General features: G+C 64.4%; 32 protein-coding genes and 1 tRNA gene. 17 read left to right on the top strand and 16 right to left on the bottom strand.

Going from position 1 to position 26104, the window contains the following annotated elements; translation table 11 throughout:
• Window positions 1-45 precede the first annotated feature (45 nt).
• Window positions 46-122: transfer RNA gene (locus GGR16_RS00005), tRNA-Met, on the top strand.
• Between the two features lie 408 nt (window positions 123-530).
• Here the strand turns inward: GGR16_RS00005 and GGR16_RS00010 are convergent.
• The 3 genes from GGR16_RS00010 to GGR16_RS00020 all read right to left on the bottom strand — a co-directional run bounded on the left by GGR16_RS00010 (window position 531) and on the right by GGR16_RS00020 (window position 4206).
• Complete coding sequence (locus GGR16_RS00010; RefSeq protein ID WP_183315313.1) at window positions 531-1187, bottom strand: nucleotide-binding protein; 657 nt, start codon at window positions 1185-1187, stop codon at window positions 531-533.
• Window positions 1188-1238: 51 nt separating this feature from the next.
• Window positions 1239-1703: a replication/maintenance protein RepL gene (locus tag GGR16_RS00015; protein ID WP_183315314.1), complete on the bottom strand. Its 465-nt coding sequence runs from the start codon at window positions 1701-1703 to the stop codon at window positions 1239-1241.
• A gap of 535 nt (window positions 1704-2238) precedes the next feature.
• The gene (locus GGR16_RS00020; RefSeq protein ID WP_183315315.1) at window positions 2239-4206 is read right to left on the bottom strand and encodes a type IV secretory system conjugative DNA transfer family protein; all 1968 of its coding nucleotides are present in this window, start codon (window positions 4204-4206) and stop codon (window positions 2239-2241) included.
• 536 nt (window positions 4207-4742) lie between these two features.
• On the opposite strand from GGR16_RS00020, the gene GGR16_RS00025 reads away from it, so the two are divergent.
• The gene (locus GGR16_RS00025; RefSeq protein WP_210289385.1) at window positions 4743-5654 is read left to right on the top strand and encodes an ArdC family protein; all 912 of its coding nucleotides are present in this window, start codon (window positions 4743-4745) and stop codon (window positions 5652-5654) included.
• A gap of 11 nt (window positions 5655-5665) precedes the next feature.
• Here the strand turns inward: GGR16_RS00025 and GGR16_RS00030 are convergent, their stop codons facing one another.
• Window positions 5666-6862 carry a DUF3644 domain-containing protein gene (locus GGR16_RS00030; protein WP_183315317.1) on the bottom strand — a complete coding sequence of 399 codons (1197 nt, stop codon included), beginning with the start codon at window positions 6860-6862 and terminating at the stop codon, window positions 5666-5668.
• A 571-nt stretch (window positions 6863-7433) separates the two neighbouring features.
• On the opposite strand from GGR16_RS00030, the gene GGR16_RS00035 reads away from it, so the two are divergent.
• The 8 genes from GGR16_RS00035 to GGR16_RS00070 all read left to right on the top strand — a co-directional run bounded on the left by GGR16_RS00035 (window position 7434) and on the right by GGR16_RS00070 (window position 12039).
• Window positions 7434-7739: a hypothetical protein gene (locus GGR16_RS00035; protein ID WP_183315318.1), complete on the top strand. Its 306-nt coding sequence runs from the start codon at window positions 7434-7436 to the stop codon at window positions 7737-7739.
• A gap of 3 nt (window positions 7740-7742) precedes the next feature.
• The gene (locus tag GGR16_RS00040) at window positions 7743-7973 is read left to right on the top strand and encodes a hypothetical protein (protein WP_183315319.1); all 231 of its coding nucleotides are present in this window, start codon (window positions 7743-7745) and stop codon (window positions 7971-7973) included.
• Complete coding sequence (locus GGR16_RS00045; RefSeq protein WP_183315320.1) at window positions 7970-8332, top strand: DUF2958 domain-containing protein; 363 nt, start codon at window positions 7970-7972, stop codon at window positions 8330-8332. The genes GGR16_RS00040 and GGR16_RS00045 overlap by 4 nt, the downstream gene beginning before the upstream one ends.
• Window positions 8333-8388: 56 nt before the next feature.
• Window positions 8389-10236 (top strand): ParB/RepB/Spo0J family partition protein, encoded by a 1848-nt coding sequence (locus tag GGR16_RS00050; RefSeq protein WP_183315321.1) that lies wholly within the window; start codon window positions 8389-8391, stop codon window positions 10234-10236.
• A gap of 80 nt (window positions 10237-10316) precedes the next feature.
• Window positions 10317-10505 (top strand): hypothetical protein, encoded by a 189-nt coding sequence (locus tag GGR16_RS00055; protein WP_183315322.1) that lies wholly within the window; start codon window positions 10317-10319, stop codon window positions 10503-10505.
• 18 nt (window positions 10506-10523) lie between these two features.
• On the top strand, window positions 10524-10709 hold the full coding sequence (locus tag GGR16_RS00060; protein ID WP_145979711.1) for a hypothetical protein: 186 nt from the start codon (window positions 10524-10526) through the stop codon (window positions 10707-10709).
• 458 nt (window positions 10710-11167) lie between these two features.
• Window positions 11168-11461 (top strand): DUF736 domain-containing protein, encoded by a 294-nt coding sequence (locus GGR16_RS00065; RefSeq protein ID WP_071923239.1) that lies wholly within the window; start codon window positions 11168-11170, stop codon window positions 11459-11461.
• A gap of 68 nt (window positions 11462-11529) precedes the next feature.
• Window positions 11530-12039, top strand: a complete 510-nt coding sequence (locus GGR16_RS00070) for a hypothetical protein (protein ID WP_071923240.1) — start codon at window positions 11530-11532, stop codon at window positions 12037-12039.
• 50 nt (window positions 12040-12089) lie between these two features.
• Here GGR16_RS00070 and GGR16_RS00075 read toward each other — a convergent pair whose 3' ends face one another.
• Genes GGR16_RS00075 through GGR16_RS00100 form a run of 6 tightly spaced genes read right to left on the bottom strand, consistent with a single transcriptional unit; the run spans window position 12090 to window position 15805 of the window.
• Entirely contained in the window at window positions 12090-13397 is a 1308-nt protein-coding gene (locus GGR16_RS00075) for a hypothetical protein (protein ID WP_145979712.1), read from the bottom strand.
• Window positions 13398-13431: 34 nt separating this feature from the next.
• Entirely contained in the window at window positions 13432-14088 is a 657-nt protein-coding gene (locus tag GGR16_RS00080) for a hypothetical protein (RefSeq protein WP_145979713.1), read from the bottom strand.
• 10 nt (window positions 14089-14098) lie between these two features.
• Entirely contained in the window at window positions 14099-14614 is a 516-nt protein-coding gene (locus tag GGR16_RS00085) for a hypothetical protein (RefSeq protein WP_145979714.1), read from the bottom strand.
• Window positions 14615-14642: 28 nt separating this feature from the next.
• Window positions 14643-15188: a hypothetical protein gene (locus GGR16_RS00090; RefSeq protein WP_145979715.1), complete on the bottom strand. Its 546-nt coding sequence runs from the start codon at window positions 15186-15188 to the stop codon at window positions 14643-14645.
• A gap of 5 nt (window positions 15189-15193) precedes the next feature.
• Window positions 15194-15565, bottom strand: coding sequence for a DUF995 domain-containing protein (locus GGR16_RS00095; protein ID WP_071923244.1), 372 nt, complete (start codon window positions 15563-15565; stop codon window positions 15194-15196).
• A gap of 3 nt (window positions 15566-15568) precedes the next feature.
• A complete protein-coding gene (locus GGR16_RS00100; protein ID WP_071923245.1) occupies window positions 15569-15805 on the bottom strand; it encodes a hypothetical protein in 237 nt (78 codons plus the stop codon).
• A 289-nt stretch (window positions 15806-16094) separates the two neighbouring features.
• Between GGR16_RS00100 and GGR16_RS00105 the strand changes: the two genes are divergently transcribed.
• The 7 genes from GGR16_RS00105 (at window position 16095) to GGR16_RS00135 (ending at window position 22236) form a co-directional block, all read left to right on the top strand.
• Window positions 16095-16922: a hypothetical protein gene (locus GGR16_RS00105; RefSeq protein ID WP_071923246.1), complete on the top strand. Its 828-nt coding sequence runs from the start codon at window positions 16095-16097 to the stop codon at window positions 16920-16922.
• 236 nt (window positions 16923-17158) lie between these two features.
• Complete coding sequence (locus GGR16_RS00110; protein WP_210289386.1) at window positions 17159-17353, top strand: hypothetical protein; 195 nt, start codon at window positions 17159-17161, stop codon at window positions 17351-17353.
• 285 nt (window positions 17354-17638) lie between these two features.
• Window positions 17639-18004 carry a phosphoglycerate kinase gene (locus GGR16_RS00115; RefSeq protein ID WP_183315323.1) on the top strand — a complete coding sequence of 122 codons (366 nt, stop codon included), beginning with the start codon at window positions 17639-17641 and terminating at the stop codon, window positions 18002-18004.
• A 563-nt stretch (window positions 18005-18567) separates the two neighbouring features.
• The gene (locus tag GGR16_RS00120; protein ID WP_071923249.1) at window positions 18568-18798 is read left to right on the top strand and encodes a hypothetical protein; all 231 of its coding nucleotides are present in this window, start codon (window positions 18568-18570) and stop codon (window positions 18796-18798) included.
• Window positions 18799-19298: 500 nt separating this feature from the next.
• Window positions 19299-19850 carry a plasmid mobilization protein gene (locus GGR16_RS00125; protein ID WP_210289387.1) on the top strand — a complete coding sequence of 184 codons (552 nt, stop codon included), beginning with the start codon at window positions 19299-19301 and terminating at the stop codon, window positions 19848-19850.
• Between the two features lie 67 nt (window positions 19851-19917).
• The gene (locus GGR16_RS00130; protein WP_210289388.1) at window positions 19918-21540 is read left to right on the top strand and encodes a relaxase/mobilization nuclease domain-containing protein; all 1623 of its coding nucleotides are present in this window, start codon (window positions 19918-19920) and stop codon (window positions 21538-21540) included.
• Between the two features lie 78 nt (window positions 21541-21618).
• On the top strand, window positions 21619-22236 hold the full coding sequence (locus GGR16_RS00135; protein ID WP_183315325.1) for a plasmid pRiA4b ORF-3 family protein: 618 nt from the start codon (window positions 21619-21621) through the stop codon (window positions 22234-22236).
• Between the two features lie 52 nt (window positions 22237-22288).
• Here the strand turns inward: GGR16_RS00135 and GGR16_RS00140 are convergent, their stop codons facing one another.
• The 6 genes from GGR16_RS00140 to GGR16_RS00165 form a co-directional block, all read right to left on the bottom strand.
• Window positions 22289-22621: a type II toxin-antitoxin system PemK/MazF family toxin gene (locus GGR16_RS00140; RefSeq protein ID WP_343059466.1), complete on the bottom strand. Its 333-nt coding sequence runs from the start codon at window positions 22619-22621 to the stop codon at window positions 22289-22291.
• Complete coding sequence (locus GGR16_RS00145; protein WP_183315327.1) at window positions 22615-22866, bottom strand: AbrB/MazE/SpoVT family DNA-binding domain-containing protein; 252 nt, start codon at window positions 22864-22866, stop codon at window positions 22615-22617. Before GGR16_RS00145 ends, GGR16_RS00140 begins: the two co-directional genes overlap by 7 nt.
• Window positions 22867-22915: 49 nt before the next feature.
• Window positions 22916-23305: a hypothetical protein gene (locus GGR16_RS00150; protein ID WP_183315328.1), complete on the bottom strand. Its 390-nt coding sequence runs from the start codon at window positions 23303-23305 to the stop codon at window positions 22916-22918.
• A gap of 15 nt (window positions 23306-23320) precedes the next feature.
• Window positions 23321-24916, bottom strand: a complete 1596-nt coding sequence (locus GGR16_RS00155; RefSeq protein ID WP_183315329.1) for a type IV secretory system conjugative DNA transfer family protein — start codon at window positions 24914-24916, stop codon at window positions 23321-23323.
• A gap of 271 nt (window positions 24917-25187) precedes the next feature.
• Entirely contained in the window at window positions 25188-25415 is a 228-nt protein-coding gene (locus GGR16_RS00160; protein ID WP_183315330.1) for a type II toxin-antitoxin system HicB family antitoxin, read from the bottom strand.
• A gap of 1 nt (window position 25416) precedes the next feature.
• A complete protein-coding gene (locus tag GGR16_RS00165; protein ID WP_183315331.1) occupies window positions 25417-26070 on the bottom strand; it encodes a ParA family protein in 654 nt (217 codons plus the stop codon).
• Between the last annotated feature and the right edge of the window lie 34 nt (window positions 26071-26104).

The raw sequence follows: 26104 nt of genomic DNA on the forward strand, positions 1-26104 counted from the left end.
CTCTCAAAGGCAGCAAGGCCCCTGGAGGCCGCGCCCAAAAATTGACGCGGGGTGGAGCAGCCCGGTAGCTCGTCAGGCTCATAACCTGAAGGTCGTAGGTTCAAATCCTACCCCCGCAACCAAAATTACTAAGCAATATCAAAGATCCAGCAGAAAGCCCCGAGCCTCACGGCCGGGGCTTTCTTGCGTTCGGGGACAAAATGGGGACAGTTGGCCCCAAGCCCCCACACCTCACGCCCACGATTCTCAACATGCAAGCATGCTGGATGGCGAGCATGCGAGCATGCTGGCCAGCTAGCGTGCCGTGGCGCGATAATGATCCCACATCGCGCAGAAGAGCTCACTGAGCTCCATATCCTGTTCAGCCGCATGCGCCCGGAAGGCCCGTCGGACCTCTGGCGCGAGCTTGACCTGGAGGGGGACCTTCTCCGCCCCGTTCGGCTTGTGAAGATTTCCCGTTGGTTCGGGCTTTGCTGGGGGAGCAGGGAGCGCGGACCGCCGCGTCGGCTTTTCGAGCTTCACCTTCATCGTCACGCAACCTCCCGCCGCGAAACGAGCGCCGTGAGTCTGTCTGCAATGTCCTGGGCGACCGCCTCAGCTTTCTCGTTGAGCGTTCTATGGGCACTTTCCGACGCCGCGAGACCAGCATTCATGGCGCGCTGATAGCCGATCCTGTCCGGGAGTTCGTGCTGCGCAACGTCGTACCCCGCCTGTGCGAGGAACCGTCGCGCATCTTCCATCGACGCGACACTCTCGCCGACACGCGCAAGGACGAAAACCAGCTTGTCGGCGGCGACACCCTTGCGCACCAGTTCATGGGCGAGCACGACCGCGGGGCGCAGATCATCCAGCGAGAGTCCGGTCGGGATGACGACCAGGTCGCATACGCGTGCGATATCCAGCGTGGTGGCGGTGGCATGTGGCGCTCCATCGATGACCACCAGGTCGAAGCGCTCCGCATCGGCCAGCGCAGGCTCCAGTCGTCCAAAGCTCTCGACGCGGATCAGGGGCGCAACGCCGTTCTTCTGCCGAATCCGCCCCCATTCGACGCACGTGCCCTGAGACACGTCCAGGTCGGCAATCTTCACATCCCAACCCTGCTGCGCAAATTCCCGTGCGACAAGCCGCGTCAAAGTGCTCTTGCCGACACCACCTTTCTGAGAAACGACCCCAATGATATGTGCCACAAATCAACCTCCCATATGGCATGCCAGCATGCGAACATGCTGGCATGCTCGCTAATCGACGGGGAATAATTCCACCTGCTCTGCTTGACCGACGATATGGGTCAGCCGTTTTCGAAAACCTTTGTTTTCGGCTTTTCCGATCAATGCCCGCGCCGTGATCGCGTGATAGTTCTTGAATTCTTCGCTTGCCTTCCATGTCTCATGCGGGTTGAGGATGTAGACGTTTGCCGTGCCCATCTTGGCTATTGCCAATGCGCCCTGTTCCGAGAGGTATTTGACCTTCTTGTAGATCGTCTTGCGATGCAGGCCGAGCTCTTCCTCTAGAATGGCCATGCTGCAAGCCAGAACATTGTCGTGCCCTGCGTTCTCGACCAGGAACACCCAGACACGCGCAGCTGTAGGGTCACCCTCCAGCAATCCCTTGATCCGGTTCCATCCCGGTTTGTAGACTTTGGTAAAATGCGGCTTCTTCTCAGAAGAATCGGATTTCGTTGTATAATCGACAGCCAGTTCCATGGGTTTTGCCCCAATTTTTATTGTTCGGAGATACGTTAACCTATCATGTCCTAAATTGGGAAATAAAAATTCCCAACGTGGAAATAAATTTCCGTTCCGGTAATCCAAACGCCACATATATGTGGCCTCTAGGGAGCCACATATATGTGGCCTCTAGGAGGCCACATTACATCCGCGGATTTCCTCGATTTTTTGCTTCTCTCTTCTTAGTCTTACATATGCACTGGACTTATCCACAGGCTTGAGCCGCGAGCAGCAGCCCCGATACTGCAAGCGACGCGGCGAGGAGTGCCTGTGGGTAAGTCCCGACCTCTTTTGAACGGTGACGCTTTCGCTGACCATTCCTTTGCCGGTCAAACACACGCCTCTGCGCTCCCACCACCTTCGTGCGGTCTTGCGCGGGTCCCCGTCCAAAAGAGGTTTGGAAGGCGGCATGGCTGCCCCGCACTGAAGAAAACCATCTGACCCGCCTACCGCCTGTGATGCCGCATAAGGGGTTTTGAAGGGGGTGTGGCGCGCTAGGAGCCTCCACAGTTCATTCGTCGAAGCCGGGAGGGGTAGGTGGGCGCTTCTGGCTCTCCGATGAACCAGAAGGCGGCTCAGGAGGTTTGGGGGGCATGACATCGGGCTTGGGCTCCGCCTCGGACAACGTGTCGCCCTTGCGTGCCCGCATCCGCGCCTGAAGCGCGGCAAGCTCTGCCTGATATTCGGGATCGTCCTTCAGGTCGGCGTCGTCCTCGTCCGGCTCGAACTCCGGCGTCAGGACGGGGCGCGGGGCGCGATGCACCCTGTCGCCAAGCTCACTCTTCTTCTGCGCCACCCACTCCTTCAGCTTCTCGTTGGCGTAGTAGGGCGGGTACAGGTTGGCCCGAATCGACAGCCCGTCCTGAAAGATCACACAGTCGTCGCGAAACTCAGGTCCCATCAGCTGCTGGGGCGAGGCCACCCAATCCTCACCGCCCCAGATGTCTTTCCGCCTTCCTAGGCGTTCGGCGACGTGTTCCGCCGTGCGGGTGTCATTCGGGCGGAAGAAGATCTGGCCACGGCAGTTGGCGATGAGGCTCCGCCACTTCGGGTACACCTCTTCGAGCTGTGCCAGGTCCTGCGCGAAAAGCCAGAGCCGGACGCGGTAGCTCCGCGTGATCGCCACCGCGTCCTCGATGATCCGCATGTAGCCCAACTGCGGCATCTCGTCGAAGACGAACATCATCGGCCAGTCGAGATATTCGGCTGGCAGGCTGTCATCCTCGGCATTGGCCGCGTCAATCATCTTGCGCACCCGGATCGCTTCGCTCAGGTGCTGGCCCAGCATCACCCGCAGCACGCTGCGCATGGCCGCCATCTTCTCGGGCGGCACGATCAGATAGACCGTGGCCGCGCTGCCGCGCGTCACCCCGCCATCCTCGCGCTGGTGCCAGCCCGGCGCGCGGCCGGTCTTTGCGGCGAAGGTGACGCTGATGTTGTCGCGGACGAGGATGTCCTCGACCGTCCAGCCCGGCGTCGTGGAGGAGGTGACATTGGCCACGTCGTCTGACCGCCAGATGGCGAGCTGCGTGCGCAGCGTCGTTGAGATCGAGGCGCGTAGCGCCTCCGACTGCGTCTCCAGGATATTGCCCAGCTCCTTCAGGCGCTCGTCGTCCGACCCTTGCAGGTCCTCGACCATCGCCTCGAAATCCGCCTTGCTCGGCGTCAGCAGGCGGCAGACCGCGCGCATGTTGCGCTGGCCTTCCGGCCGCGTGCGGATGACATAGAAGATCAGCCCCGTTAGCAGGTCGCGCGCGGCCTCGTCCCAGAACGGCTCCTTGCCTTGGGGAATGACCAGCAGTTCGGCCACAAGCCGTGCCTCGTCCCAGCCCGTCACCCGGTCGAGCGGGTTGTAGCAGTCGGAATCGGCCGCGCCGGGCGCCCATTTGAATACCTGCCCGTAGAGGCTGCGCCGCCATGCCGTGTGCTCGTAGTTCTCGCCCTTGGGGTCGAGCACCACCGTCGGCCCCTCGAAATCCAGCAGCACCGGCAGGATCAGCCGCTGGCCCTTGCCCGCGCCCGTGGGGGCGACCGTCAGCAGATGCCCTTCGCCCCGGAAATAGAGCGGGAACTCCAGGTCCGGGCGGTCCGGCACCGGCTGCTTGGCGATTTGCAGCGCGTCCATGGGGAAGGTCGCGTTGCTTGAGATGACGATGCCTGCTTCGGCGATCTGATCGAATGTGGCCCAGCGCTGCGCCTGGCCGACGTTGCGCAGCTTCTCGCGAGACTCTGCCGTCAGGAAATGCATGGACTGGCGGAGGATCTTCCGGGCTTCCTCGATATCGCCTTCGTTCAGCTTGTAATGCAGGCTCTCCCGAAACGCCTGGTCGATGGCGGGGTCGGTTACGAGGATCATGTACGCCTCGGCCCATTCCGGCCCGATCCCTTCCAGCCAGCGATCAAACTGGCGCTTGCGCTCAATCTCGCGCGGCGACGGTTCCTTCTCGCCCCCACCCCCGAAAAGCTTCTTCCACACCATCGCCGCTCCCTCGCCGAATGCTCCCCTGACAGTCCACCTGCCTGACGCCAAGCTACCACCGAATCGCCAGTGAATCCGACGGAAATGCTTGGCCGGACGAGGCTTTGAGCTTGGTTCTACGCGGCTTGGCTTTGGGCGGATGACGCGGGGCGGGGTTGCCCGTCCGGCACGGTGCCCGTGTGGGCAGCCAGTCGAAATGCCCCGCGCCCGACAGCGGGATGACGCATTGCCCTTGGGCACGTCGAGAGCGTCCGGTTGGGCTTCTCTCGCCCTTGTCCGATTCCGCGCTCCACGAGCCGTCCTCAGTTGTGGCTGACCTGGCAGGGACGCCGGTCGGCGCAACGGCGGTCGGTCAGTTTCTTCCCCTGCGGCCGAGGCCGCATTCCTCGCGGACGCTGGCGCTCCAACAAACAGCCCGCCCGCCGTCTTCCGGTTCCCTCCAGCCCGTTCGGGTGCGCCGCCCGTCTTGCCCCTGCCTCTCCGGTCGCCATCGGACGGCCGCGATGGGCGCGGTCGCAAAGACAAGGAGAGGAACCATGACCGCACAACGCATCGACGTCTACACCCAGGTCACCAACAACATCATCGCCGCCATCGAGGCGGGCGCGGGCGACTGGCAGATGCCCTGGCACCGCAGCGGCGAGGGCCTGAACCGCCCCGTCAACATCGACACCGCCAAAGCCTATCGCGGCATCAACGTCGTCAGCCTCTGGGCCTCCGCCCAAGCCCGCGGCTTCACCACCGGCACCTGGGGCACCTACCGCCAGTGGCAGGCCAATGGCTGTCAGGTCCGCAAGGGCGAGAAGTCGAGCCTCGTGGTCTTCTACAAGGAGTTCGACGTGGAAGAGCGGAACGACGACACCGGCGAGACCGAGCACGGCAAGCGCCTCATGGCTCGCGCGAGCTGGGTCTTCAACGCGTACCAGGTGGACGGCTACGAGGCGCCCGCGCTTCCCGAGCCCAAGGACCCCATCGCCACCGTGGCAACCGCCGACCGCTTCATCACCGCCACCGGCGCAATCATCCGTCACGGCGGAACCCGCGCCTTCTATCGTCCCTCCGACGACATTATCCAGATGCCCGAGCGCGAGCGCTTCCTCGGCACCGGAACCAGCACGGCGACCGAGAGCTACTACGCCACGCTCTTGCACGAGCTGACTCACTGGACGGGCGACACCCGCCGCTGCGACCGCCAATTCGGCAAGCGCTTCGGCGACGATGCCTACGCCATGGAAGAACTCGTGGCCGAGTTGGGCGCGGCCTTCCTCTGCGCCGACCTGGGCGTGACGCTCACCCCGCGTCCCGACCACGCCGCCTACATCGACAACTGGCTGAAGGTCCTGAAAGCCGACAAGAAGGCCATCTTCGCCGCCGCCAGCGCCGCCGCCAAGGCGACGGACTTCCTGGCTGGGCTGCAAGCCAACGACATCACCGAGGCCGCCGCTTAGGCGGCCTCATTTCACTTGTACTTTTCGCCCTGTTCCTGGCAGTGGGCGCGAAGGCGCTCGATCCACTTGTCGTACCACACCCACGTATTTCGATAATCGCCGTCGCGCCCGTACCCATGCGCCGGATTCTTCGCATCCAGCTCCTTCCAAAGCGCCGTGTGCGCCTGCTGATTGAACTTGGGGAAACCTTCCGCCTGAACCATTTCCCAGACCTGCTTCGCCGTATACCGGCGCTTGTCCACCTCCTTGAGCAGGACGCGATTAATCTCTCGGCCTTCGTCGGAATCTCCCTTCACGAATTCGACGGCGATGTCCGCGCTTGAGGCGCGGTTCCCCGCGATCGGTACGAAGGCGACGCGGTAGCGATAGGCCGGGTCCGCGTATTCTGCTTCGCTCAGTCCGTGTTCGAACGCGTCGATGAAGGTTTCGATATGGCCCGGCAGACTCGTGCCCTTCTTAAGCGCCGCGCGCTGATCCGCGGCGAAGGTGACGAATTGCAGTGCAATGGGGAGCCGCCGCTCCAACCCGTACTGCGACCCGAACAGGCTTTTGATCGCCTCGTTGAAGTTCAGGCAGCACGCCTGCAACTTTGCGCTCACGGCGTCGTCGATCCGGTTCGTAGACCGATGCTCGATCTCATGTCGCAGCTCCAAGACGAAATCGAGGTTTTTTACTGCGCCGCTCGGAATTGGGCAGCGAGCGTGCCGCAGGCACTTCCCCAGCTCCCAATAGCAATCCGCCCCCTGCTTTGTTTTTTTGATTGTCCCGTCGGCGTTTCGATAGCGATAGTCGATCCCTTCGCGCCGAAACCATGCGTGCAGGAGATAGGTCCAGGCGATGATGCTGGTGACGATGAACAGCTCCGCCCGAAAGGTTAAACCCGCACCGTTGAAGGTATGCACGGCAGCGATCATCGCTTCCCGCGCCTTGATCAGCAATTCGTCCCCACGCAAGCTGAGGCCCGTTTCCGTATCGACTTCCGGCCAGTTGATCAGGAACTCATCCAGCTCGTCGGCAGAGGCGGTTTTTATCGCCTTGAACTTCGCACCTGTGCGGATTTCAGCGATGCGCGCATGATTGATCGAGCGCGTCGGGCGGGTGAAGTAAGCAAGGATGTCCTGGTCATTGTATCCGCCGCGACCCAGCATCGCCTTAATCAGGGCGATTTCCCACTTCTCAAGTGTATTCCCTCGTTTTCTCGCCGGCATGGATTTCCTGACGACCACAAGACTTCGTTGCAAGCTGTTCAGCTTGAGAGACTGTATCGGGATTTTCCGGCGGGGAAAGCCTTCCCCTGCCTGCGACCGTCAATGACGTTCTCCGTCACCCCTTCGAGCGGGGAGACCCCCGCAACGCCCCCAGAGCCGCCACACCGGGACCCGCGCTGACGCTGCCCGATGCGGCGGCAGCGGACGGCCCCTTGGGCCGAAGGTGATCCTGTGATCGCGCCTGGGCGCGATACCCTCTGTTTCCAGCTTGTGCCGACTGCACCGGCCAAGCCGACATCGGCCATGTCTCTCACCTTGCGCACATCCCAAGGTCGCCGTCCGGCCTGCCCGCTCCATTCGGGCGGCTGAAGCCGCCCTCCCGCGTTGGCCGGATGCCCCCTGCGGGGCGGCTCCCCCGGGAGCCCGGCGCGGTCGGCGCGACGCCGCCAGCGCAACGGCGGTCCTCATGCTCACTGGTTCTCCTGTCGTCGCTCGCCGCTGGGCAGAGGGTAATGCGCGGGGCGTGGGTGTCCTTCGCAGACCCGAACAACTTGACGGAGGACAAGACGACATGACCCGATTTCCCCAACTCAAACGGCTGGAGCGCGCCGAGACCCATTTGCAGGGTGTCAGCGCCTTGGCCGGTGGCCATGGCGTGGAAGCGCTGTGGTTCGACGAAACCCGCCGCGACGACCCGCGCGCGGTGCCCGACGCGCTCTATGTGAACATGGGCGACAGCTACGCGCCGACCATCGTCTATGACGTGGCCAGCGGCGAATACCTGTTCACCAGCTGGGGAGATGTGGTGGAGGCGGCAGATGCCGCCCGCGAGGCTGAAGCGGCAAGCGCCGCCGAGGCCGAAACGTTGGAGGGCTGACCCATGGCCAGCCTGACCAACATCACACCAGACCATCGCAGCGCCTTCGAGGCGCTGACCAGCGGCGCGTTTTCCAACTTCGCCCTGTTCTCCTGCTTCGCGGACGGCCAGCCCGCCGCCGCCATCTGCGCGGTGACCGAGCAGGCGGGCGAATACCTCATCCGCCCGCTCTTCGTGTCGGTGACCGACACGATGCGCCTGACCGACCATGACGGACGGGAGGCCGCGCAATGATGCCGCTTCTCACGGATTGCCAGCGCGCGCGCATGCTGGCCAATGGCCGCGCCAATGCCGAGCGCATGGCGGATGACGGCAACACCCAGGACTTCTGGCCTGTGGTGAAGCTGTTCTGCCCGTGGGGAGCCGCGACGTGGCTTCTCTCGGAGATCGACCCCGAGGACGAGGATATCGCCTTCGGCCTGTGTGACCTTGGCTTCGGATGCCCTGAACTGGGCAGCGTCCGTCTGTCGGAGCTTGCCGCCATCCGTGGTCCCGCTGGGCTGACCATCGAGCGCGACCTTCACTTTAAGGCCACCAAGAGCCTGACGGCCTACGCCGCCGAGGCGAACGAACACGGGCGCATCAGCGCCTGACAACCCGCGCCCGCGTCATGGCGCGGGCGCTCACCCCATCAAAAGGAACCGAACCCATGACCATCGAAACCATCCCCTTCTCGAAACTCGCCCCGACCGAGGGCGCGAACCCCCGCCGCAGCATGGACGCCGCCGCCATCGAGGGGCTTGCCGCCTCGATCAAGGCCGACGGCCTGTTGCAGAACCTTGTGGTGCGCCGCGACGGGCGGAAGTTCCGCATCGTCTCGGGCGAACGGCGCTGGCGCGCGCTCGCCCTGTTGGTCGAGCGCGGCGACATCGGCAAGGACTATCCCGTGCCCGTCGAGGTGCGCGCCGATCTGACCGAGGCCGACGCTTTGCGTCTGGCCACCGTCGAAAACATCCAGCGCGAGCAGCTTGCTCCGATGGACGAGGCCGAGGCGTTCGCCACCCTGTTGGGCGCGGGTGCCAGCCTTGAGGACGTGGCTGCGAAAGCGGGCGTGTCGGTGCTGACCGTCAAGCGCCGCGTGGCGCTGGCGAGCCTCACCGACGAGGTGAAGGCGCTTGTGCGGGAAGGGGAGATTTCCCTTGCCGCCGCCGAGGCGCTGACGCTGGGCAGTGCCGAGCAGCAACGCGCCGTCATCGAGCGGCTTGAAAGCGGCTATCGCTACGATGCCGACGACATCCGCGACTGGCTGACGGGCGAGAAGCCCGCCCTGTCCTTGGCGATCTTTCCGCTGGAACGCTATGAAGGCACGACCACGTCCGACCTGTTCGCGGACGAGGACGCGACCGTCTTCGACGATGCCGAGCAGTTCCTTCGGCTCCAGACCGAGGCCGTCGAGGCGCTGGCCGCGCATCACCGCGAGGCGGGTGCAGCCTTCGTGGACATCCTGACCGAGAACTACGCCGCTTGGTGGCAGTATCGGGAGGCCGATGCCGAGCGGGGCGAGACGGGCGGGGTGGTGATCCACTTCAAGCCGTCAGGCCGTGTCGAGGTGCGGGAAGGGCTCGCGCGCCGCGAGGTGCGCCCGAGCGTGGCGGAAGAGACCGCCGACCATCCCGCCGCGCCCAAGGAGAAGCCCGAATATACGGGCGCGGTCATCCGCATGGTCGCCGCCCACAAGTCGCTCGCCGTCATGGCAGGGCTTCTGGCCAACCCCCGCAAGGCGCGGGAGGTGGCGGTGGTGACGATGCTTAATGCCTGTGACTGGACGGCGCGGGCGCGTCTCGATGCCCATCCTGCGCTCGCCTACTTCGCGGGCGAGGATGCGCAGCCCGACACCTACGCCAAGGTGGAAGGGGCGGCGCAGGTGGTGATGGAGGCGCTCGACATCGCCGCTACGCTCACCAGCCGCTATCCCGCGCCCGAACGCGGGGCATGGGAGACGCTCTTGCGTCCCCAGAAGGAGCCGCTGGCGCTCTACGAGGCCGTGACCGCCCTCGATGATGCCACGCTCGATGCGCTGCATCTGCTTCTGACCACGCTGACCTTCGGTCAGGGCAACATGGACGCGCTCGATGATGGCGCGAGCCTGTTCAATCGCGTGGCCAGCGATCTCGGGGTGTCGATGCGGGATCATTGGCGCCCCGATGAGGCGTTCATCACCCGCCGCCGCAAGGATCAGCTGGAGGCCATCGCCAAGGAGACGGGCGCGGTGACCCGCCTCGGGGCGCTCAAGGACTACAACAAGACGCAGCTGGCCGCTGCCCTTGCCCGTCACTTCGAGCGCTGCGCCGCCGATGACAAGCTGATCGCCGCCGACCTGAAAGCCCGCGCCAATGCGTGGCTGCCCGAGGCCATGCGCTTCGGCGGGGTCGAGGGGGAGAGCGGCGACATGGCCGAGGCCGAGGAAGTGACCGAGGTCGAGGCCGATGACGCGATTGGCGACGGTTTCCCCACGCCCGCCGTCGCCGAGGATGTGCAGCCCGCCCACGCGGCCTGACCCGTCCAGCGAAGCCCGCCCGCCACGGGCGGGCTTCGTCCTTTCCTCAATTCGCCAATTCTTCATCCGACAGGTGTCCCATGCCCACCATCCTTGGCGCGCTCGCGCTCTTCGTCCTCGCCGCCTACATCGCCCACGTCACGGGCAATCCCGAGAACTTCCTCTGGACGATCGTCGCCGTGCCCTTCGTCCTGCCCGTCACGGCCATCGTGCTCTGGATCATCGGCAAGTTGCTGGCCGCGTTCCGTGGCCCGCCGCCGTCACCCTGACGGTCAGGAGCCATGGCCATGCCGATCATCGTGACCCTCGCGCTCATCATCCTCGCCGCTTTCGTCAGCACCCGAACCGGCAGCGCCGACGCCTTCATCGCGGTGCTGGTCGTCGTCCCGCTGGCAGCCTTGGGGCTGTTCTACGTCCTGCTCATCCTCGGTTGGATTTTCAGAGCGATCCGAAGCGGGTCGAGCCCCCGCTGACTGAAGATCCCGTGCGCCGCATCGAGGACGGTGCGGCCATGCACCGACCCACAGCGCCGCCTCGCTCCCGTCAGGGGGCGGGGCGGTTTCTCATTGCGCAGGGGACGCGATTTGGCCGGAGGCCGAGAGAGGACGGAGGCCGATTGGCCGCGTGTCGGGTGAAGGGGGCCGAGGTCGCCAGCGCGTCTTGCCTCTGTTTGGCGCGGATCAGCCGCCCTTCTGCGTCCTTTCCTCTCATGGCCACATCTGAGCCCGTCGCCCGTCCCCGCAACGGCGCGCGGTCGGTTTCTTCCCCTGACCTGCGGTCATTCCTCGCGAAACAAGAAACAGCCCGCTTGCCGTCTCCCACTGCGTTCCGCCCTGCGGGTGCGGGTCCGTGCTTCGACGGTCTCTCTCATGGGCCATGGAAAGGTCGCGATGGGCGCGACCGCCAGAACCAAACAAAGGAGACTTTCATCATGGCAACCATCGGCACCTTCACCAGGACCGACAGCGGCTTCACCGGCACCATCCAGACCCTCGGCGTCAAGGCCACCAAGGTCGCGATCACCAGCGTCGAGAAAACCGCAGACGCCGCCCCCGACTTCCGCGTCAAGGCGGGCGCTGTCGAGATCGGCGCGGCCTGGCACCGCACCTCCAAGGGCGGCAACGAGTACATCTCGGTCAAGCTGGACGACCCGAGCTTCGCCGCCCCGATCTACGCCAACCTGGTCGAGCAGGACAAAGGCTTCGCCCTCATCTGGAGCCGCTGACCGCAGGCGACGCCGCCCGCCACACGGCGGGCGGCCCTGCCTCCCCCGATAGTTTGACGATTTAATGAATGGACGATTTTGACATGATCACTTTGACCGACATCCATCTGCAACGCCTGCACGCCGAGGCCAAACGCCTCGCCGAAGACGCCGACCGCCGCCTCGCCACCGCCTTGGACAGCGACGATCCCGACGACTGGGATGCGTGGAAAGAAGCTGACGGCATCGCCACGGGCTTCAAGCTCGCCCTTCAGGAGGTCGCCCGCGAGGCGGCCGATCCCGAGCCGACGCCGCCCGCGCCCGCTCTCAGTTACGACGACTGGCGCGATGCCTATCGCCCTGTCCGCAACACCATCCGCAAGGATGCGCCCTTCGACGGGTGCATGTTCGAGACCTTCGGCCCCGAACTCGATGCCGTTCGTGCGGCCGATCCGGCTTGCGTCTGGACGCTCGTCAGCAGCGATGACGACGACGGCCTCTGCCTTCTGTCCGGCTTCCACTTCGTCAACCGCCTTGGCTACCTCATCACCGAGCGCCCATGGAAGGGCGCGGAGTCAGTGGAAATCGCCCTTGATTGAACAGGCCGGGAGACCGCCGTCCGCAACCGGGCGGCGGTCTCCCTTGGGCCTCACGGGAACGCAAACGAGAAGCGCGTATCCGTGGCGTATGGATCGCGGCAGGGGGCGTCGATCACGGCGTCCCGGCAGACGATGCCCGTCACGCTCTCTGCTCCGATCCGCCCATGATAGCTCTGGAACTCCGGCGCGCGGTTGGACGGGTTCTCGCGTATGTCAGTCTCGCGAAACGCAATGGTTTCGCCGTCGATCCGACCCTCGATGGCATAGCGCGACCCGGACGACCATAAGGACTCGCCACTGAACAGATTGTCGTTGGGGTCGAATGTCTCGAAGGTGATCGTGAACTCGCTGACTGTTCGTTTTCCGCAGGGCAATCTTGCACAGCCCCATCTGTCCGGCTCGTCATAGCGCGCCTGAACCGCTGCTCCGGCAGCCAGTGCGTCACGCAGGATCACAATGCCCGCGGCCCGTCTGGCGCGACGCTCTGCGATGACCTCTTCGGGGTAGAAGGCAACCTGCACAAGGCCCTGCGCGCAGTCCGAGAAACCGCCCAGCGCCGTCTCCCTTCCATCCAGCGCCAGCCGATAGACACAATTCAGGACGGCATCGCCACGCTGGATGTCCTCGACATTCTCGAAGATCATCATGCCATTGGTGATGATGCCGTTGATCCGTTGAACCGATGACAGCGTCAGCCAGGTCAGCTGACCTGTAAAGCGATCATTCGCATCAAGGACAACATCGACGACCTCGAAGGGCCAGACCGAGCCGCCCTGGCTCGACTCACCGCGAAACTCGCCTCGCCCGAGAAGATGGCGCAATCGCGCGGAGTCGCGGTCGATGGCGGCCTGCTGAGCTTCACGAGCCGAGCGCTGTCGCGCTTCGGCCTCGGCGATCACTGCGCGATGCTCGTGGCTGTCGCGCAGAACCGTCCGCCCGGAAAAGCTGCTGCGCGGCGCGCCCGAGCCCTCGAAAGGGCTGCCCTGAAAATCAAAGGAATATTCCCATTCCCCGCGATAGAGTCGCGCGGAGGCAAAGCCGAAAAGCTCGACCACATGGCCCTCGGGCAGGACCGGCGCCAGCACGGTGACGTCGTCGATCTGAGACACGAAGCCGAAGGTCGCCTGTTGCAGACGCGCGGTGGCGCGAATGCGCATCCGGATATCGGGATCGACGATGCTGCCGACATTCTGCGTGGCCTGGATGGTCAGGGACTCAACCGACCAGATTGCCGGGATCTCGAAGCTCAGCCCCTCGGCGACCTGCGCCTCGGTGGGTGCCTCTTGCGCCTGACCCTTTATTGGCCCGACAACCACAAGGGCAAGAGCCAACAAAATTCCTGAAATCGTCGCCTTCATCCGTCCTCCTTTCGTGCAAGATCGCGGTTCTGGATCATGGCCTTACCCCGGCACGACACAGGTTCAGCCGCGCCTCCGCATCGAGGCGCATGCCCTCAGCGGCAAGCCGACCGTTCGGAACGGTGTCGAGGCGCTCCGCTTCCCGCACGCGCGCGCGGTATTCGGCATCGCAACTTGGCGCGGCGGGGCGGTCTGAACGACCGGAAGGGGCGCAGACCGCCAGCGCGCGCGTGAGCTCGGCCCGCGAGCCCGCCAGTGCCAGTGAAAAGGCCGGTAAATCCCCGGCAGTGACCCGCAGGCGCTGTCCGGCTTGCAGCGCATCCAGAAAATCCGAATGCCCCGGAAGATCGAGGGGTGTAACGTGCTGGAGATAACCTCCCAAGGTGACCGGGCTCATGGAGAAGGTGGCGTCGATCCGTCCTTCGACCGACAGGTTCACCTGCAGGGGGGCATCGACCAGCCCCGCGTCATCGACAAACAAGAACCATTCCGCGCCCGGGGGCGGGTTGTCTGCCTTGCAGCGCAGACCAAAGCACCGCGCCGCGTCCCCGTCGGCGCTGCATGCGGCGGTTCCCCAGCCAAGCACATCATCGGAGACCGCGAACCAGTCCCCTGCCAATGCTGGGGTTGTACTCCAAATCAGGACGGCAAGTAACACGAGCGATCCACCATTTGATGTCGCGCGCGCCATCTGCGGCCCCTCAGTAGGTGTCGCCGCCCGTCGCGGCGTAATAGGCATCCATCAGGTCATCGTCGCCGATGCGGTCGAAGGCATAAGCTGACCCGTTCCAGCGCCAGATGGCCGGTCCTTGCAGTCCGGCAAAAAGCAGGGTCACCGGCTCGCTCCCATCCTCGATCCAGGCGACATCGATCGCCATAACATCGGCGACGGTCACATATCCGTTGGGGCTGGAATGGAGCACGCGGATGTTGCACTCGCCCTGAGCATTGCAGGTCTTGTCCGTCACCAGCTGGACGATGACCCAAAGGTGGCCGAGCCCGAGCTCTGGCGATCCGAGCAGGACCTTGGCATTAAGGCCGGGGGCAGGCGCTCCGGCCGCGACCGCGCGGATATCCGCATCGGGCAGTGTGCCGACCAGCAATGTCTCGTCGCCTGCGACGAATTCGAAGCTGTGCACGATGAGAGCGTCCGCAGAGGCAGATCCAGTGGTGCCCAGAAGCAGTCCAGCTAGCGCCGCGATCATCGCGGCACTCATTCCCCGTCGTGAATGGCTCATAAGTTCCTCAATTCCGATTCTGTGCTCCCGTAATGGCGTCCGTATAGGCGTCCATCAGTGCTTCATCGCCGAGCTGGTCGAATGCATAGGCTGATCCGTTCCACCGCCAGATTGCCGTTTCTTGGGCTCCCTCTACGGCTTCCGACAGAAAGATCAGAGCGGGTGGTTCGTTGCCGTCATCGATCCACGCGACGTCTGACGCCATCACTTCGGCTACAGTCACATATCCAGCAGGGCCGGAATGAAGGATTCGGATACTGCATCCTTGACTATTACATGTGTTTGTGGTCGCGAGTATCACGACGAGCCATTGATGACCCAAGCCGAACTCCGGCGTGGCCAAAAGAACCTTCGGATATCCTATCCTCTCGTACATTGGCGCTCCGGCCGCGACCGCGCGGATATCCGCATCGGGCAGTTTTCCGATCAGTAAGGACTCGTCGCCTTCAAGGAAATCGAAGCTGCGAACCACCGGCGTCGTCGCATGCGCAAGTGTTGCGACGAGCAAGCCTGCCAGTAAGAGTGCGGAGGAGCCGATCCTACGAAGTCTCATCACGTTTACCGCAGGTAGGCTGGCCAGTATCGGCCAGAGCGGTCGTGCCAGTATCGGTATCCGTTGCCGTCGCGGTAGAACGTGTAACAAGTCCGCACGCCCGAATTGCTGTTGGTCGTGCAGAGCACGCCGTCATTGGCAATCTGATAGGTGCCCCGCGCGCTCATACGGCTATCGTCATACCGATAGGTGCCATCCCGCGAGAACATGAACGTTCCTGTTCCCTGACTCCATGCCCGCCCAACAAAGGTGCTACGCACCTGATCAGCCGTCAGACGGTTGCCGTTATCGGCCGCTGCTGTCTGGCAGGCCATCAGGCCCAGCATGAAAAGCGCGGCGAAGACCGCGCCGCAGCGTGACAAGCTCGGGAACATCATTGTTTACCTCGGTAGCGCGGCTTTGATGCGGTCGAGGATCGTCAGCGACTCCCGCATGGCTCCGGTGTCGTTCTGTTGATGGGCGCGGTCGTGCAAGGCGCGGCCCCTTTCGAGTTGCCGGGTAAGGTCGGCTTTCCTGTCGGCGGGCAACGAGGCGGCGGCCAGCCGGGACGCCACGTCCGGGTATTCCGCCGTACCCCGGCAGGCAAGTGCGCTGGACGCCCCCGCCACGGTGAACATAAGCCCTCCTAAGAGAAGTGCGGCAGGCCGCAGGAAAGGTTTGTGTTGGTTGGTCATGGGTGCCCCCGGCTTCCGTAAAGTTTGTTCATGCGAACAGGCGCACGACTACGACCCGTGCGACGGGTCGCCCGAATATTTTCATAAGGGCTGCTACCGGCTGGTGTCACCGGCAATGTTGGAAGGCATGGAAAAATCGGAAAATGCGCCGAATAGGTGATCCTTCTCAAGAGCTTGATCGGGAGTCCCGGTCTGGCTAGAAAGGAGGGAAAGAGCCGCGTGAGGGGACGGCATGGGGGACAAGTTCGCCAGTTTTGCAGAATGGTGGAAGCTGTTCGATGCTTTGTGCATCGAGCGTGGCCATGTCGATAACGACCGGATTGCCAGCGAATACTGTAACCTGACCAAGAAGAAGGCGGACGGCGCTTACGAAAGCGCGCTGAAAAGCCTGAACAACTGGCGCAGGGGGTTACACACCCCCAGCCGCCGTAACTTCCGCATCCTGACCTTGCTGCTTCAAGTGGAGGACATGGACGATGCGCTGCCTTACTGGCACCGGCTTTATGAAGATGCCCAGCGGCGCAAGCCTTCCACCGAACCGGACAACGGCGACGCGAACGGACACACGGGAACCCCCGAAAGGATAGCACCGCCTCATCCTGTTGCGGCTTCCCGCCGCGTCCGTCATTGGCAGATTGCCGGTATCGTCGCCCTTGTGTTGTTGGCCGCTGGCGGCGGCATGATCGGATTGAGCGGTTGGCAGGTGTCGGAAAGCTCGGCCATCCAAAGGAAGCGGCCCGAACCCGGCCCGCGTGTGATCGACATGACTGACCAGCGCATTTACTGGCGTGAGCTTTCCGAGGTGAGGGTAGGCGAGTCGGTTGTGATCCACGCCAAGCGTGGACGCTGCGGGGAGCAGCCACCATCGTGGGAAGAGGTGTTCGAGTATCTGCCGGAACTCGCCACGGGCATTTGGTCAGATGGAGGGGTAGGCTACCGCGTCAGCCGCTCATGTGGCGGAGCGACACCCGCAAGAGCGGTCGTGTTCACGGCCACGCGCCCCGGAGAACATCGGTTCATGCTTTACGAAGACCCCATCACGATCCGGGTGGAAGAATAGGAGCGCTCTCCACGGACATTGCGGCGAGCCTTTTTCGCCGTCCCATGCTTGGCATGGGAGGCGGGTGCGATCGCGGCTATCATCGGGTAGATTCCCTATTTCCGGCTTCAAGTTGTTTCCGGTCGTCTATCGAGCAGAGGAGCAAGCCAAGCATCAAATTTCGCGCGGCTGTCTCCCAAGACGCCGACCGCCCCGTCCTGAACACGCTCCGCAATGATGCGCCCTTCGGCGGGCTGATGTTCGAGACCTTCGGCCCCGAACTCGATGCCATCGCCGTCGCCGACCCGGCTTGCGTCTGGACGCTCGTAAGCACCGACGACGATGACGGCCTCTGCCTTCTGTCCGGCTTCCACTTCGTCAACCGCCTTGGCTACCTCATCACCGAGCGCCCATGGGAGGGCGACGGTCAGCTCGACATCCGCCTCGACTGACGGCTGCTTCCGCCCCCCGTCGCTTCGGCGGCGGGGGCTTTTCGTGTGTCCGATCGGTGGCTCTTCGGCGGAGGGCGCAGGCATCCAGTCCCGATCCCTTCCGGTCGGTTGCCCGTCCTTTGGAGGTTCCGCATCCCTGGCAGTCGGCGCCTTGCCGTCCATGACCGGCCCGCGCCAGCGGGTCGGTGCCCCGCCCGTGTTGGTCAGGACGGCGGCGGCTCATGCCGCCCGCCCTTTCGGTCGCGTCCGTCAGGACGCGCAACCAACGACCGAAAGGAGATCATCATGGGACTGGATATGTACGCCTTCACCACCGCCGAGCCAATCACGGCCGAGGTGGACTTCACCACCGAGACCGCCACCGAACTCGCCTACTGGCGCAAGCACCCCAACCTGCATGGCTGGATGGAACAGCTTTATCGCGCCAAGGGCGGCTCGGACGCCGACTTCAACTGCGTGAACGTCGCTCTCGACGCCGACGACCTCGATCGGCTGGAGCGTGACATCCGCAATCAGGCGCTGCCACACACCGAGGGATTCTTCTTCGGCACAACTCGCCCCGACGAGATCGACCTCGACCTCGCCTTCATTGAGAAGGCGCGCGCGGCCATCGCCGAAGGGAAGACGGTGTTCTACACATCCTGGTGGTAAGCGCCGCTCGAAACGAGGCCGCCCTCGCCAAGGGTGGCCTCGACCGCGTTTTCCGCCAGTATCCCCTCGACGGACGCGGGGTCGGCTGGCGCGCGTCATGCGGTCAGACGTGGGCGGCTCCCATCGGGCTCCGCTGGCGCGACGCTGCTTCTGACGAGCGGCGGCGGCGAGGCGCGACGTGGCGAACTGGCCCCGGCACAGGCGTCGGTCGGCCGACATGGTCTTATGAAGGCGAAGGTCACCCCGGCGGCTGACATCCTCACGGTCAGCGGGTCGGCGGTCAGGCATGCAGGGCGGGCTTGCCACCTTCCGAGGCACACGACCGATGCGGGCCTTCCAACTGGGCAAACTGGCGTCGGCGGCGTCCGCCGCAACGGCGCTGCCCGACTTTCTTCCCCGGCGCCGCTGGCGCCTTCCTCGCGGTCGCTGCGCTCCAAGAAAGACGGGCCTCGCCGTCTGCCGCTGCGCTTCGCCCTTCGGGTGCGGCTGGCCGCCCTTGCCGACGCCTCACGTTGCCCATGGAAGGCCGCGGTCGCGGCCACAGTAACGGAAGGAGGCAAATCATGAACACCCTGCACACCATCGACACCGACTACGAGCTGACCTGGGACGAGTTCCTGATCACCGTGGAGGACCTGCACCTTATCGAGACCGGCGCCGACCTGGCCGACGACGACTACGCCACGGTGCTCGCCGCCTTCGAGCGCGGCCTCAGCCCGAACGGCTGCGTCATGAGCATCATCGACGCCCGCCGGCCGTTCGACGCGCGCGAGCACTGGTTCCACGCCGCCTGACCGACGGCGGCCCGAGCGAACCCCGTCGGTGCGACCCGGCGGGGTTTTCGCATGCCTGTCCGCCGGCAGTGTTCGGGCGGCCGAGACGACGCTGACGCGCCTCCGTCCGCCCGCTGGCGCTGTGCCGGGTTTCGGCGGCGACATTGTGTTGGTGGCCGTTGGCAGGTGTTGTGGCTTGTGGAAAAGGGCGATTGCGGTTAGTATCGCGTTGTCCATCACTGGCATTAAGTGTCTGACCTGTCAGTCCGAATTCACTCCACCCTGTGGACCGACCCCATAAGCGGGGGAGGGTTTTCGTGTCACAGGGGGGAGGCAAGATGGATGTTGTGTTACAAAAACTCCTGCGTCGAGGATGCCGCCCCGACACCGGCCGCGGCTTCGCCGTCCGGCCTGACGGGAGTTTCTTCCACCCAACAGCGCCCGCATTCGACCCCCTGACGGGGTCTCAAGCGACACTCATCTTGCTCTGCGAGGCGACCGGGACAGGGAGCATCTGAGCCATGGCACGGCCAACCCTCGATCCCCAGCGCAAGCGCTCTGAGACCCTCAACCTTCGGCTCTCTCCGACCGAGATGTACGACCTGCGGCGCCGCGCGGCCGAGGCCGGCGTCACGCTCGCCGACTATGCCCGCGCCACCCTGACAGGGCGGCGGCCGAAGCCGAAGCCGGTCAAGGACCGGGTCATGGCGGCGCTGCTCTACGAGCTGTCGTCCATCGCCACGAACCTCTCCCAGCTTGAGGACGCCACCGGCGAGGCGACTTACGCGCAATGGGCGCGTTATGTCGGCGGCGAGCTGGTCGAGCGGGTGACCGACCGCCACGAGATGACACCCCTCATCGAGGTGCACCTGGAGGCGATCAACGGCGCCGGGCACATGGTCAACGCCATGGCGCGGCGCGCCAACATGGGCAAGCCGCTGGACGCGGCTCAGGTCGAGGAGACCCTCTCCATCCTCCGCCGCGTTCTGGAGCCGATCCACCGGGCGGTAAAGCAGTCGCCTAAGGCGGGCAGCCGAGCGCCCGATCCGGAAGAGGGGCCGGATGCGCTTTAAGGTGCCCGCCCGTCAGCCCGAAAGCTTCCGGGCCTCCGCCCTCTACCTCGCTGGGCGGGTTAAGGGATTGTCCCCCGAACGGGTGGAGTTTGTCGAGCGGCGCAACCTGCACACCGACGATCCGCGCTCGGCGGCGGCCGTCATGGATGCCACCGCCCAGAAGTCGGCGCGATGCCGCCAGCCAGCCTACCATTTCATCGTTACCTTCGACCCCGACGACGCGGCGGCAGGCAAGGTGACGCCGGAGCTGAAGCGCCGCGTGGCGCAGCAGGTCATCGAGCGGATGGGGCTCACCGAGCACCAGCTCCTCGTCTATTCCCACACCGACACCGACCACCCCCACCTGCATTTTCTGGTCAACCGGGTGCACCCGACGAAGCACATCGCCTACGACCGGCATCAGGACGGGCGGCGGCTGACCGGCATCGTGCAGGAACTCGCGCGCGAACACGGGCTCAACATCCTGCGCAACCGCGAGTACGAGCGCCAGCTCGGCCGCGAGGTGTTGGAAGATTTCGGCCCGGCCCCGACCGATGCCGAATACTGGCGCGCCCGGCGCGAGGAACGCGAGGCGCAGCGCCCCTTCGAGAAGGCTGCCGTCACCGACCTGCGCCGCCGTCTGAAGGACGACTTCATCCGCGCCCGCGATTGGGATGACCTGGCCGAACGGCTTGCGGCAAAGGGCATCACCATGGAGCGCAAGGGGCAGGGCCTGGTGCTCACCGACGGCGAGCGCTTCGCCAAGCTCTCCGACATGGGCAAGGGCGTCCGCTTCCATGTCCTGGAGGAGCGTTATGGCGAGAGCTTCGACGACCACATGGCCCGCCGCGCCGCCCGCGTCGCCGAGCGGGAGCGGGGCAAGGAGAATCGCGCCCCCGACACCAGCGGCATGGCCCCGGCCGAACGGCGGACGGTGGAGGGGATGTTCGACGAGGAGCCCGATCGCGGTTCGGCCGAGGCCGCCGTGCGGCGCTTCGACCATGCGGACATGGAGTTCCGCTACTGGAGCCAGATCGAGGCGTCCTACCGCTCGGCCGCCGGCAAGGTGCGCTATGCCGAACGCCAGCAAGCCTTCAACGAGAAGCAGGTGCACCGGGACGAGGCGTGGCTTGGAAAGCGTAGCCGTAGCCTCGACGAGATTCTGGTCAAGGTCTACCGGGACGCCGCCAAGGCCCGCGCGATATGGGATGACCTGGAGGAGAAGTTCGGCATCCGCGACGCCGAGCGGATGATCGAGAAGGACCCGTTCATCCTCGGCGCGGTGCGGGGCATCCGGTTGGGCGACACCCGCACGGCCGACCGGCGGGAGGCGAAGCGCTACTTCCGCTACATCGTCGAGCGCCGCCAGCGCTGGCGCGACGCCAAGAACCGGCTGGAGCATACCCGCGCCGAGATCGAACGGGCGCGGCAGCGGGTGAAGCTCGCCGTGCGCGAATACGAGCTTCTCCAGCATGTCGCAGGCTCACCGCAGATGCTGCGGGAGACCATGCTGGAGAAGATCAAGGCGCGGGCACGCGCGCTGTCGCGGGTGACGGAGAGAGCGATCGAGCGCAGCCGTCTCGCCGACGATCGGCGCGAGCAGTTGCACCGCGCCTGGCGCGTGGCGAAGGAAAAGCGCCTTGAAAGGGAGCGCAAGCGCGAGCGAGGCCGGGCGTTCGGGCTCGACCTCGATCTCTTCGACAAATACTGATCGTTGGTGTTCGCGGCGTTTCGGCGAATGCTTTGAAAACCGATACAGGCGATGTCGATAACAGAGGGGGAGCCGCGTATGCTCAGCAAGAAGAAGCCCGCCGCCGCGAACACGGCAGTTCAGCTCAAGGTTCGGATCGAGGGCATCGAGCCGGAAATCTGGCGCCGCATCATTGTTCCGGCCACGCTGACGTTGCGGGAGCTTCATGCCGTCCTGCAAGGTGCCATCGGCTGGCAGGACTACCACCTGCACATGTTCGAGATCGGCGGAAAGCGGTTCGAGGTGCCGGAGAACGACAAAGTCGGGCCGGAGGACGGTTATGCGGACGAGCGGAAGCAAACGCTGGCGAAAATCCTCACGAAGAAAATGGAGTTTCTCTACGTCTACGATTTCGGCGATGATTGGAGGCATCTGGTCACGGTCGAGGATATCGCCGCTCCCGCCTCTGTGCGCCATTTCTCGCCGCGCTGCATCGCCGGAGAGCGCGCCTGTCCGCCGGAGGACTGCGGCGGCGTCTATCGCTATCCTGAATTTCTGGACGCTCTGGCCGACCCCGATCACCCCGAACATCGGGAGATGGTGGATTGGGCGGGCGGTTTCGAGCCGGAGGTATTCAGCTTGTCGCAGGCAAATGCGCTGATCGGCGCGATCTGCGCGCTGTACGGGGAGCGGGGCTGGGGCTTCCGTCAGCCATAGCCTTCCGAGGAATGACGTAAACCGTTGGCCGCGGCACGCGTTCCGTGATCGATTACTCGTAGGCGAACATCTGCTGGAGCAGGTCGGCGACTTCGCGGCAACGGGGCTCCGGCAGGCGCCCGAGGTGCTTGACAAGGCGCGCCTTGTCCACCGTCCGTATCTGGTCGAGGACGACCTGTCCCTTCTTCCGTTGGAAGGTGACGTCGACGCGGGTCGGGTAGTCCCGCCGCGCGGAGGTCATGGGGGCGATGATGACCGTGCGGATGTGCCGGTTCATCTCGTCCGGCGAGATAACCAGGCAAGGCCGGGTCTTTTGGATCTCCGAGCCCAGCGTCGGGTCGAGGTTCACCAGATACACATCATAGCGTCGGACATCGGCTACCACTCCCATTCCTCCTTGTCCCAGTCATGCTCCATCGTGTCGGGGACGAGCGGGGCGTCGTCCTTGGTCGCGGCCATCCTCGCGAACGCGCCGTCCCAGCCATCTCTGGTGCGGCGGGCGGGCGCCAGCACGACGATGCCGTGCTCGACGCGCATCTCGATCTGGTCGCCGAAGCCGCATTCCTTGATGACCGAGCTGGGAATCCGCACGCCCTTGGAATTGCCGATTGGGATCAGGTTCACTTTCATGGCCAAGTCCTCCTATGTAATCACAATGTAATTACTGCACTTGGGAATGTCAATGGTTTGCCCTGTCCGGCAGCGACGGGGGAAGCCCGTCGCCGGTCCAGAACGGGATAGCGTTCCGGCGATCGTGCCAGCCGATGGCGAAGCCGATCTGTGCCTCCCCGGCGGTGGTCACCACCGTGGCGATGCAGCGCCGGTAATCCCCGATGGCGCCGCGCCGCAGTTCCGTTGCGTCATAGAGGCCGAGAACGGTTTGGCCGCTCTGAGCGTCGAGCGCCTCTCGCACCTGATCGAGCGAACGCGCTTCGTCGCATCGCGGCAACTCCATCGCGTTTCCATGCGCGTCGCGATGAAGGAACGCAGCGAGCGGAATGGCCCAGACCGTGGCGACAAGCAGGCCAAGGAAGGCATACCCGCCGATATCGTGATTGAACGGTTTCATCCTTTCGTCCTTTCGTTATTTCATCATGTCAGCGGAGATGAGCGCACCGGGGTCATCCTCGGCCGCTTCCATCCGCCACGGCGACCAGCGGCCCTTGAAGGCGCGTTCCTCGAAGTAGCGGAGCTTCTGCGCCAGGATCGGCCGGCAGCCCTGCACGAAAAGCAGCTGACAGCTTTCCGGCAGCAGCATGATCTCGGACGGCGCCAGAAGCGGACGGCCGATCTCGCTCTGGTGCTCGCTGTAGGTCGAAGCGAAGGTGAGGAACGGCAGCCGCCCGCTCTTGCCGCCACTGGTGACGGGGATCGTGCGCTTGCCCAGCATGGCGGAGAGGAGCTGCGCCGTGTCGCTGTCCTGCACGTTGAAGGCTTGCCGCACTGCGCAGTTGGCGATCATCGATCGCCATTTGCGGTAGGTGCTCTGGAGCTGGTCGAGGTCCTGGACGAACAGCCACAGATGCGCGCCGTAGCCCGCGAGGTAGCCGATGCCGTCCTCGATCGGGCGCATCGAGCCGAGCGTCGGCAGCTCGTCCAGCAGGAAGAGTACCGGATGCCGAGGCACACGCTTGTTGCGGGTCATGGCCGCCGTGGTCAGCCCGACCATGAGCCGCAGGAACGGCTGGTAGACCGTCGCATATTCCGGCGGGACGATCAGGAAGATCGACATGACGCCGTTCTTCAGGTCTTCGAGCCGGAAGGTCGAATGGTTGGTGATCGTCGCGAGCTGCGGGCTGTCGAACACCGCCGTGCGCGTCTGGGCCGTCGAGACGACGGCCGACCGCTCCTTGGCCTCCTTCTGCGAGAAGCCGTCGGCGATGCGCTGGACAATGGGGTGCTTGCTGTCGCCCATGCAGGCGAGCACAGCGTCGAACTTCTCGCGCGAGCGCATCAGGAGGACGCGGAGTTCGCGCAGGTTGCGCCGGTGGGGCGGCATGTCGAGCGCGATGTGGAGCAGCAGGCCGGTGACCAGCACGCGGGCCTCTTGCTCCCAGTGGTTCGGCTCGTGGCCTTCGGGAGCGACGATCATCTCGGCGATCAGCCGCGCGTCGTCCACATCGTTGACCGTGCCCGCGCGGATGAACTCGACGGCGTTGTAGGAGGCGCTCTCGATGCCGGGATCGAAGGGCGCGAAGGCATGTACCGGCCCGAGCGCACCGCGATGCCGCGCGGTGATGCGGTAGTTCTCGCCCTTGATGTCGGTCACCACCACCGAGCCCGGATGATCGAGCAAGTTGGGGATGACGACGCCGATCCCCTTGCCCGAGCGCGTCGGCGCAAACGTGAGCAAGTGGCCCGGCCGCTCGAAACGGATGAAGCGCCCGCCCTTCTTGCCCAGGATCACGCCGCGCGAGCGCAGCCCGGCGCGGCGGATGTCGCCCGTCGTCGCAAAAGCTGCCGAGCCGTGGGCATCGGACGGCTTGCGCGAGAGACGATAGGCGAAGAAGAGGATCGCCGCGAAGGCGGCGGCTCCCGTCGTGCCCAGTACCACCAGCCGGTCGGCGCCGATGGTCAGATTGTCGATGATGGTCCAGATGAGCGCTGCGATGAGCAGGCAGATTGGCAGCTCGATGAGGACAAGCCTGACGAGACGCCACAGAAGACATAAATGCCCCATGGTGCATTCCCTTGGTAGTTGACTTTGCCAAGGGTTTATGGGGCGGCGAAAAATTACATTGGCTGACGTGTGGTAATTCGTATCGTTTGAGACAATAATGGAAGTGTTGCCGACCCCGTTCGTCGCATTCCCAGTTGACGACTTTGCCAATGAGGGGTCGGCAACGCCTTCCTGATACAGATATTGGCATCGAGGTTTTGCAGGAAAACCTGTCAACCTTCACAGCTTGTATTTTCGGAAGAAATACCTATATAGCGATTTCGTTATTTCTTTATCCGCGCCGCTGTTTCACTAGATCGTATCCCTCCTTCAGCAAATCCAGCATCGAAACGCCGTGCATGGCCGCATAGGCCTTGAACTCGCGGTGGAACTCTGGGCTGACCTTGAAGTTGAGCGGCTTCATTGCACCCGCCTCGGCGCGATCGAGGTTATGCACGACCTGAACCGGGGCGGGCGGCAGGCCCTTGCTCGTCCTCTGGGGCGGCAGAATCTTCGTCATCTCAGGCGGCCTCCCTGTTGCTGCTCGCCTGCATCAGCTCGGCGATCTCCTGGGCGATGGCTTCGGCCCGCTCGTTGAGGGACGGGAAGCGCGTTTCTGTTGGGGCGCGACCTTCGTCGCTGGCGCGACGGAACCCGGTCTTCTCGGGCAGGACGTTGGCCAAAGAACGGTATCCCGCCTGACGCACATAGGCGCTGGCCTCGGCCAATTCGCCCTCGCTGTCGCCGACGCGGCAGAAGGCCACGACGATCTTCTCGGCCGGTATTCCTTTCCGGGTCAGCTCATGCGCCAGCAGGACGGTCGGTTCGAGGTCGTCCAGGGCAAGCCCGGTGGGCAGCACGACGAGCGTGCTGGCTTCGGCGATCTGAAGCGTGCCCATGGTGGCGTGCGGCGGCCCGTCGAGGATCATCAGGTCGTATCCGGCTGCCGCCTTCACGGCCTGGCCGACGGTGCCGAAGCGCTCGACCGCGACCACTGGCTCGACGCTGCGCTGAAGGCGACGCGCCTGCCAACTGAAGCTCGTGCCTTGCTGGATATCGAGGTCCGCGATCTTCACGTTCCAACCCGCAAGGGCGTATTCGCGGGCGATGAGCCGCGCCAGCGTGCTTTTGCCGACGCCACCTTTCTGAGAGACGATTCCAATGAAGAGAGTCATGTTCGATCTTTCTCGTTGTTGTTTTTGTTGAAAG

The organism is Chelatococcus caeni (assembly GCF_014196925.1).
In the GTDB taxonomy this organism is placed as follows: Bacteria; Pseudomonadota; Alphaproteobacteria; order Rhizobiales; family Beijerinckiaceae; genus Chelatococcus_A; species Chelatococcus_A caeni.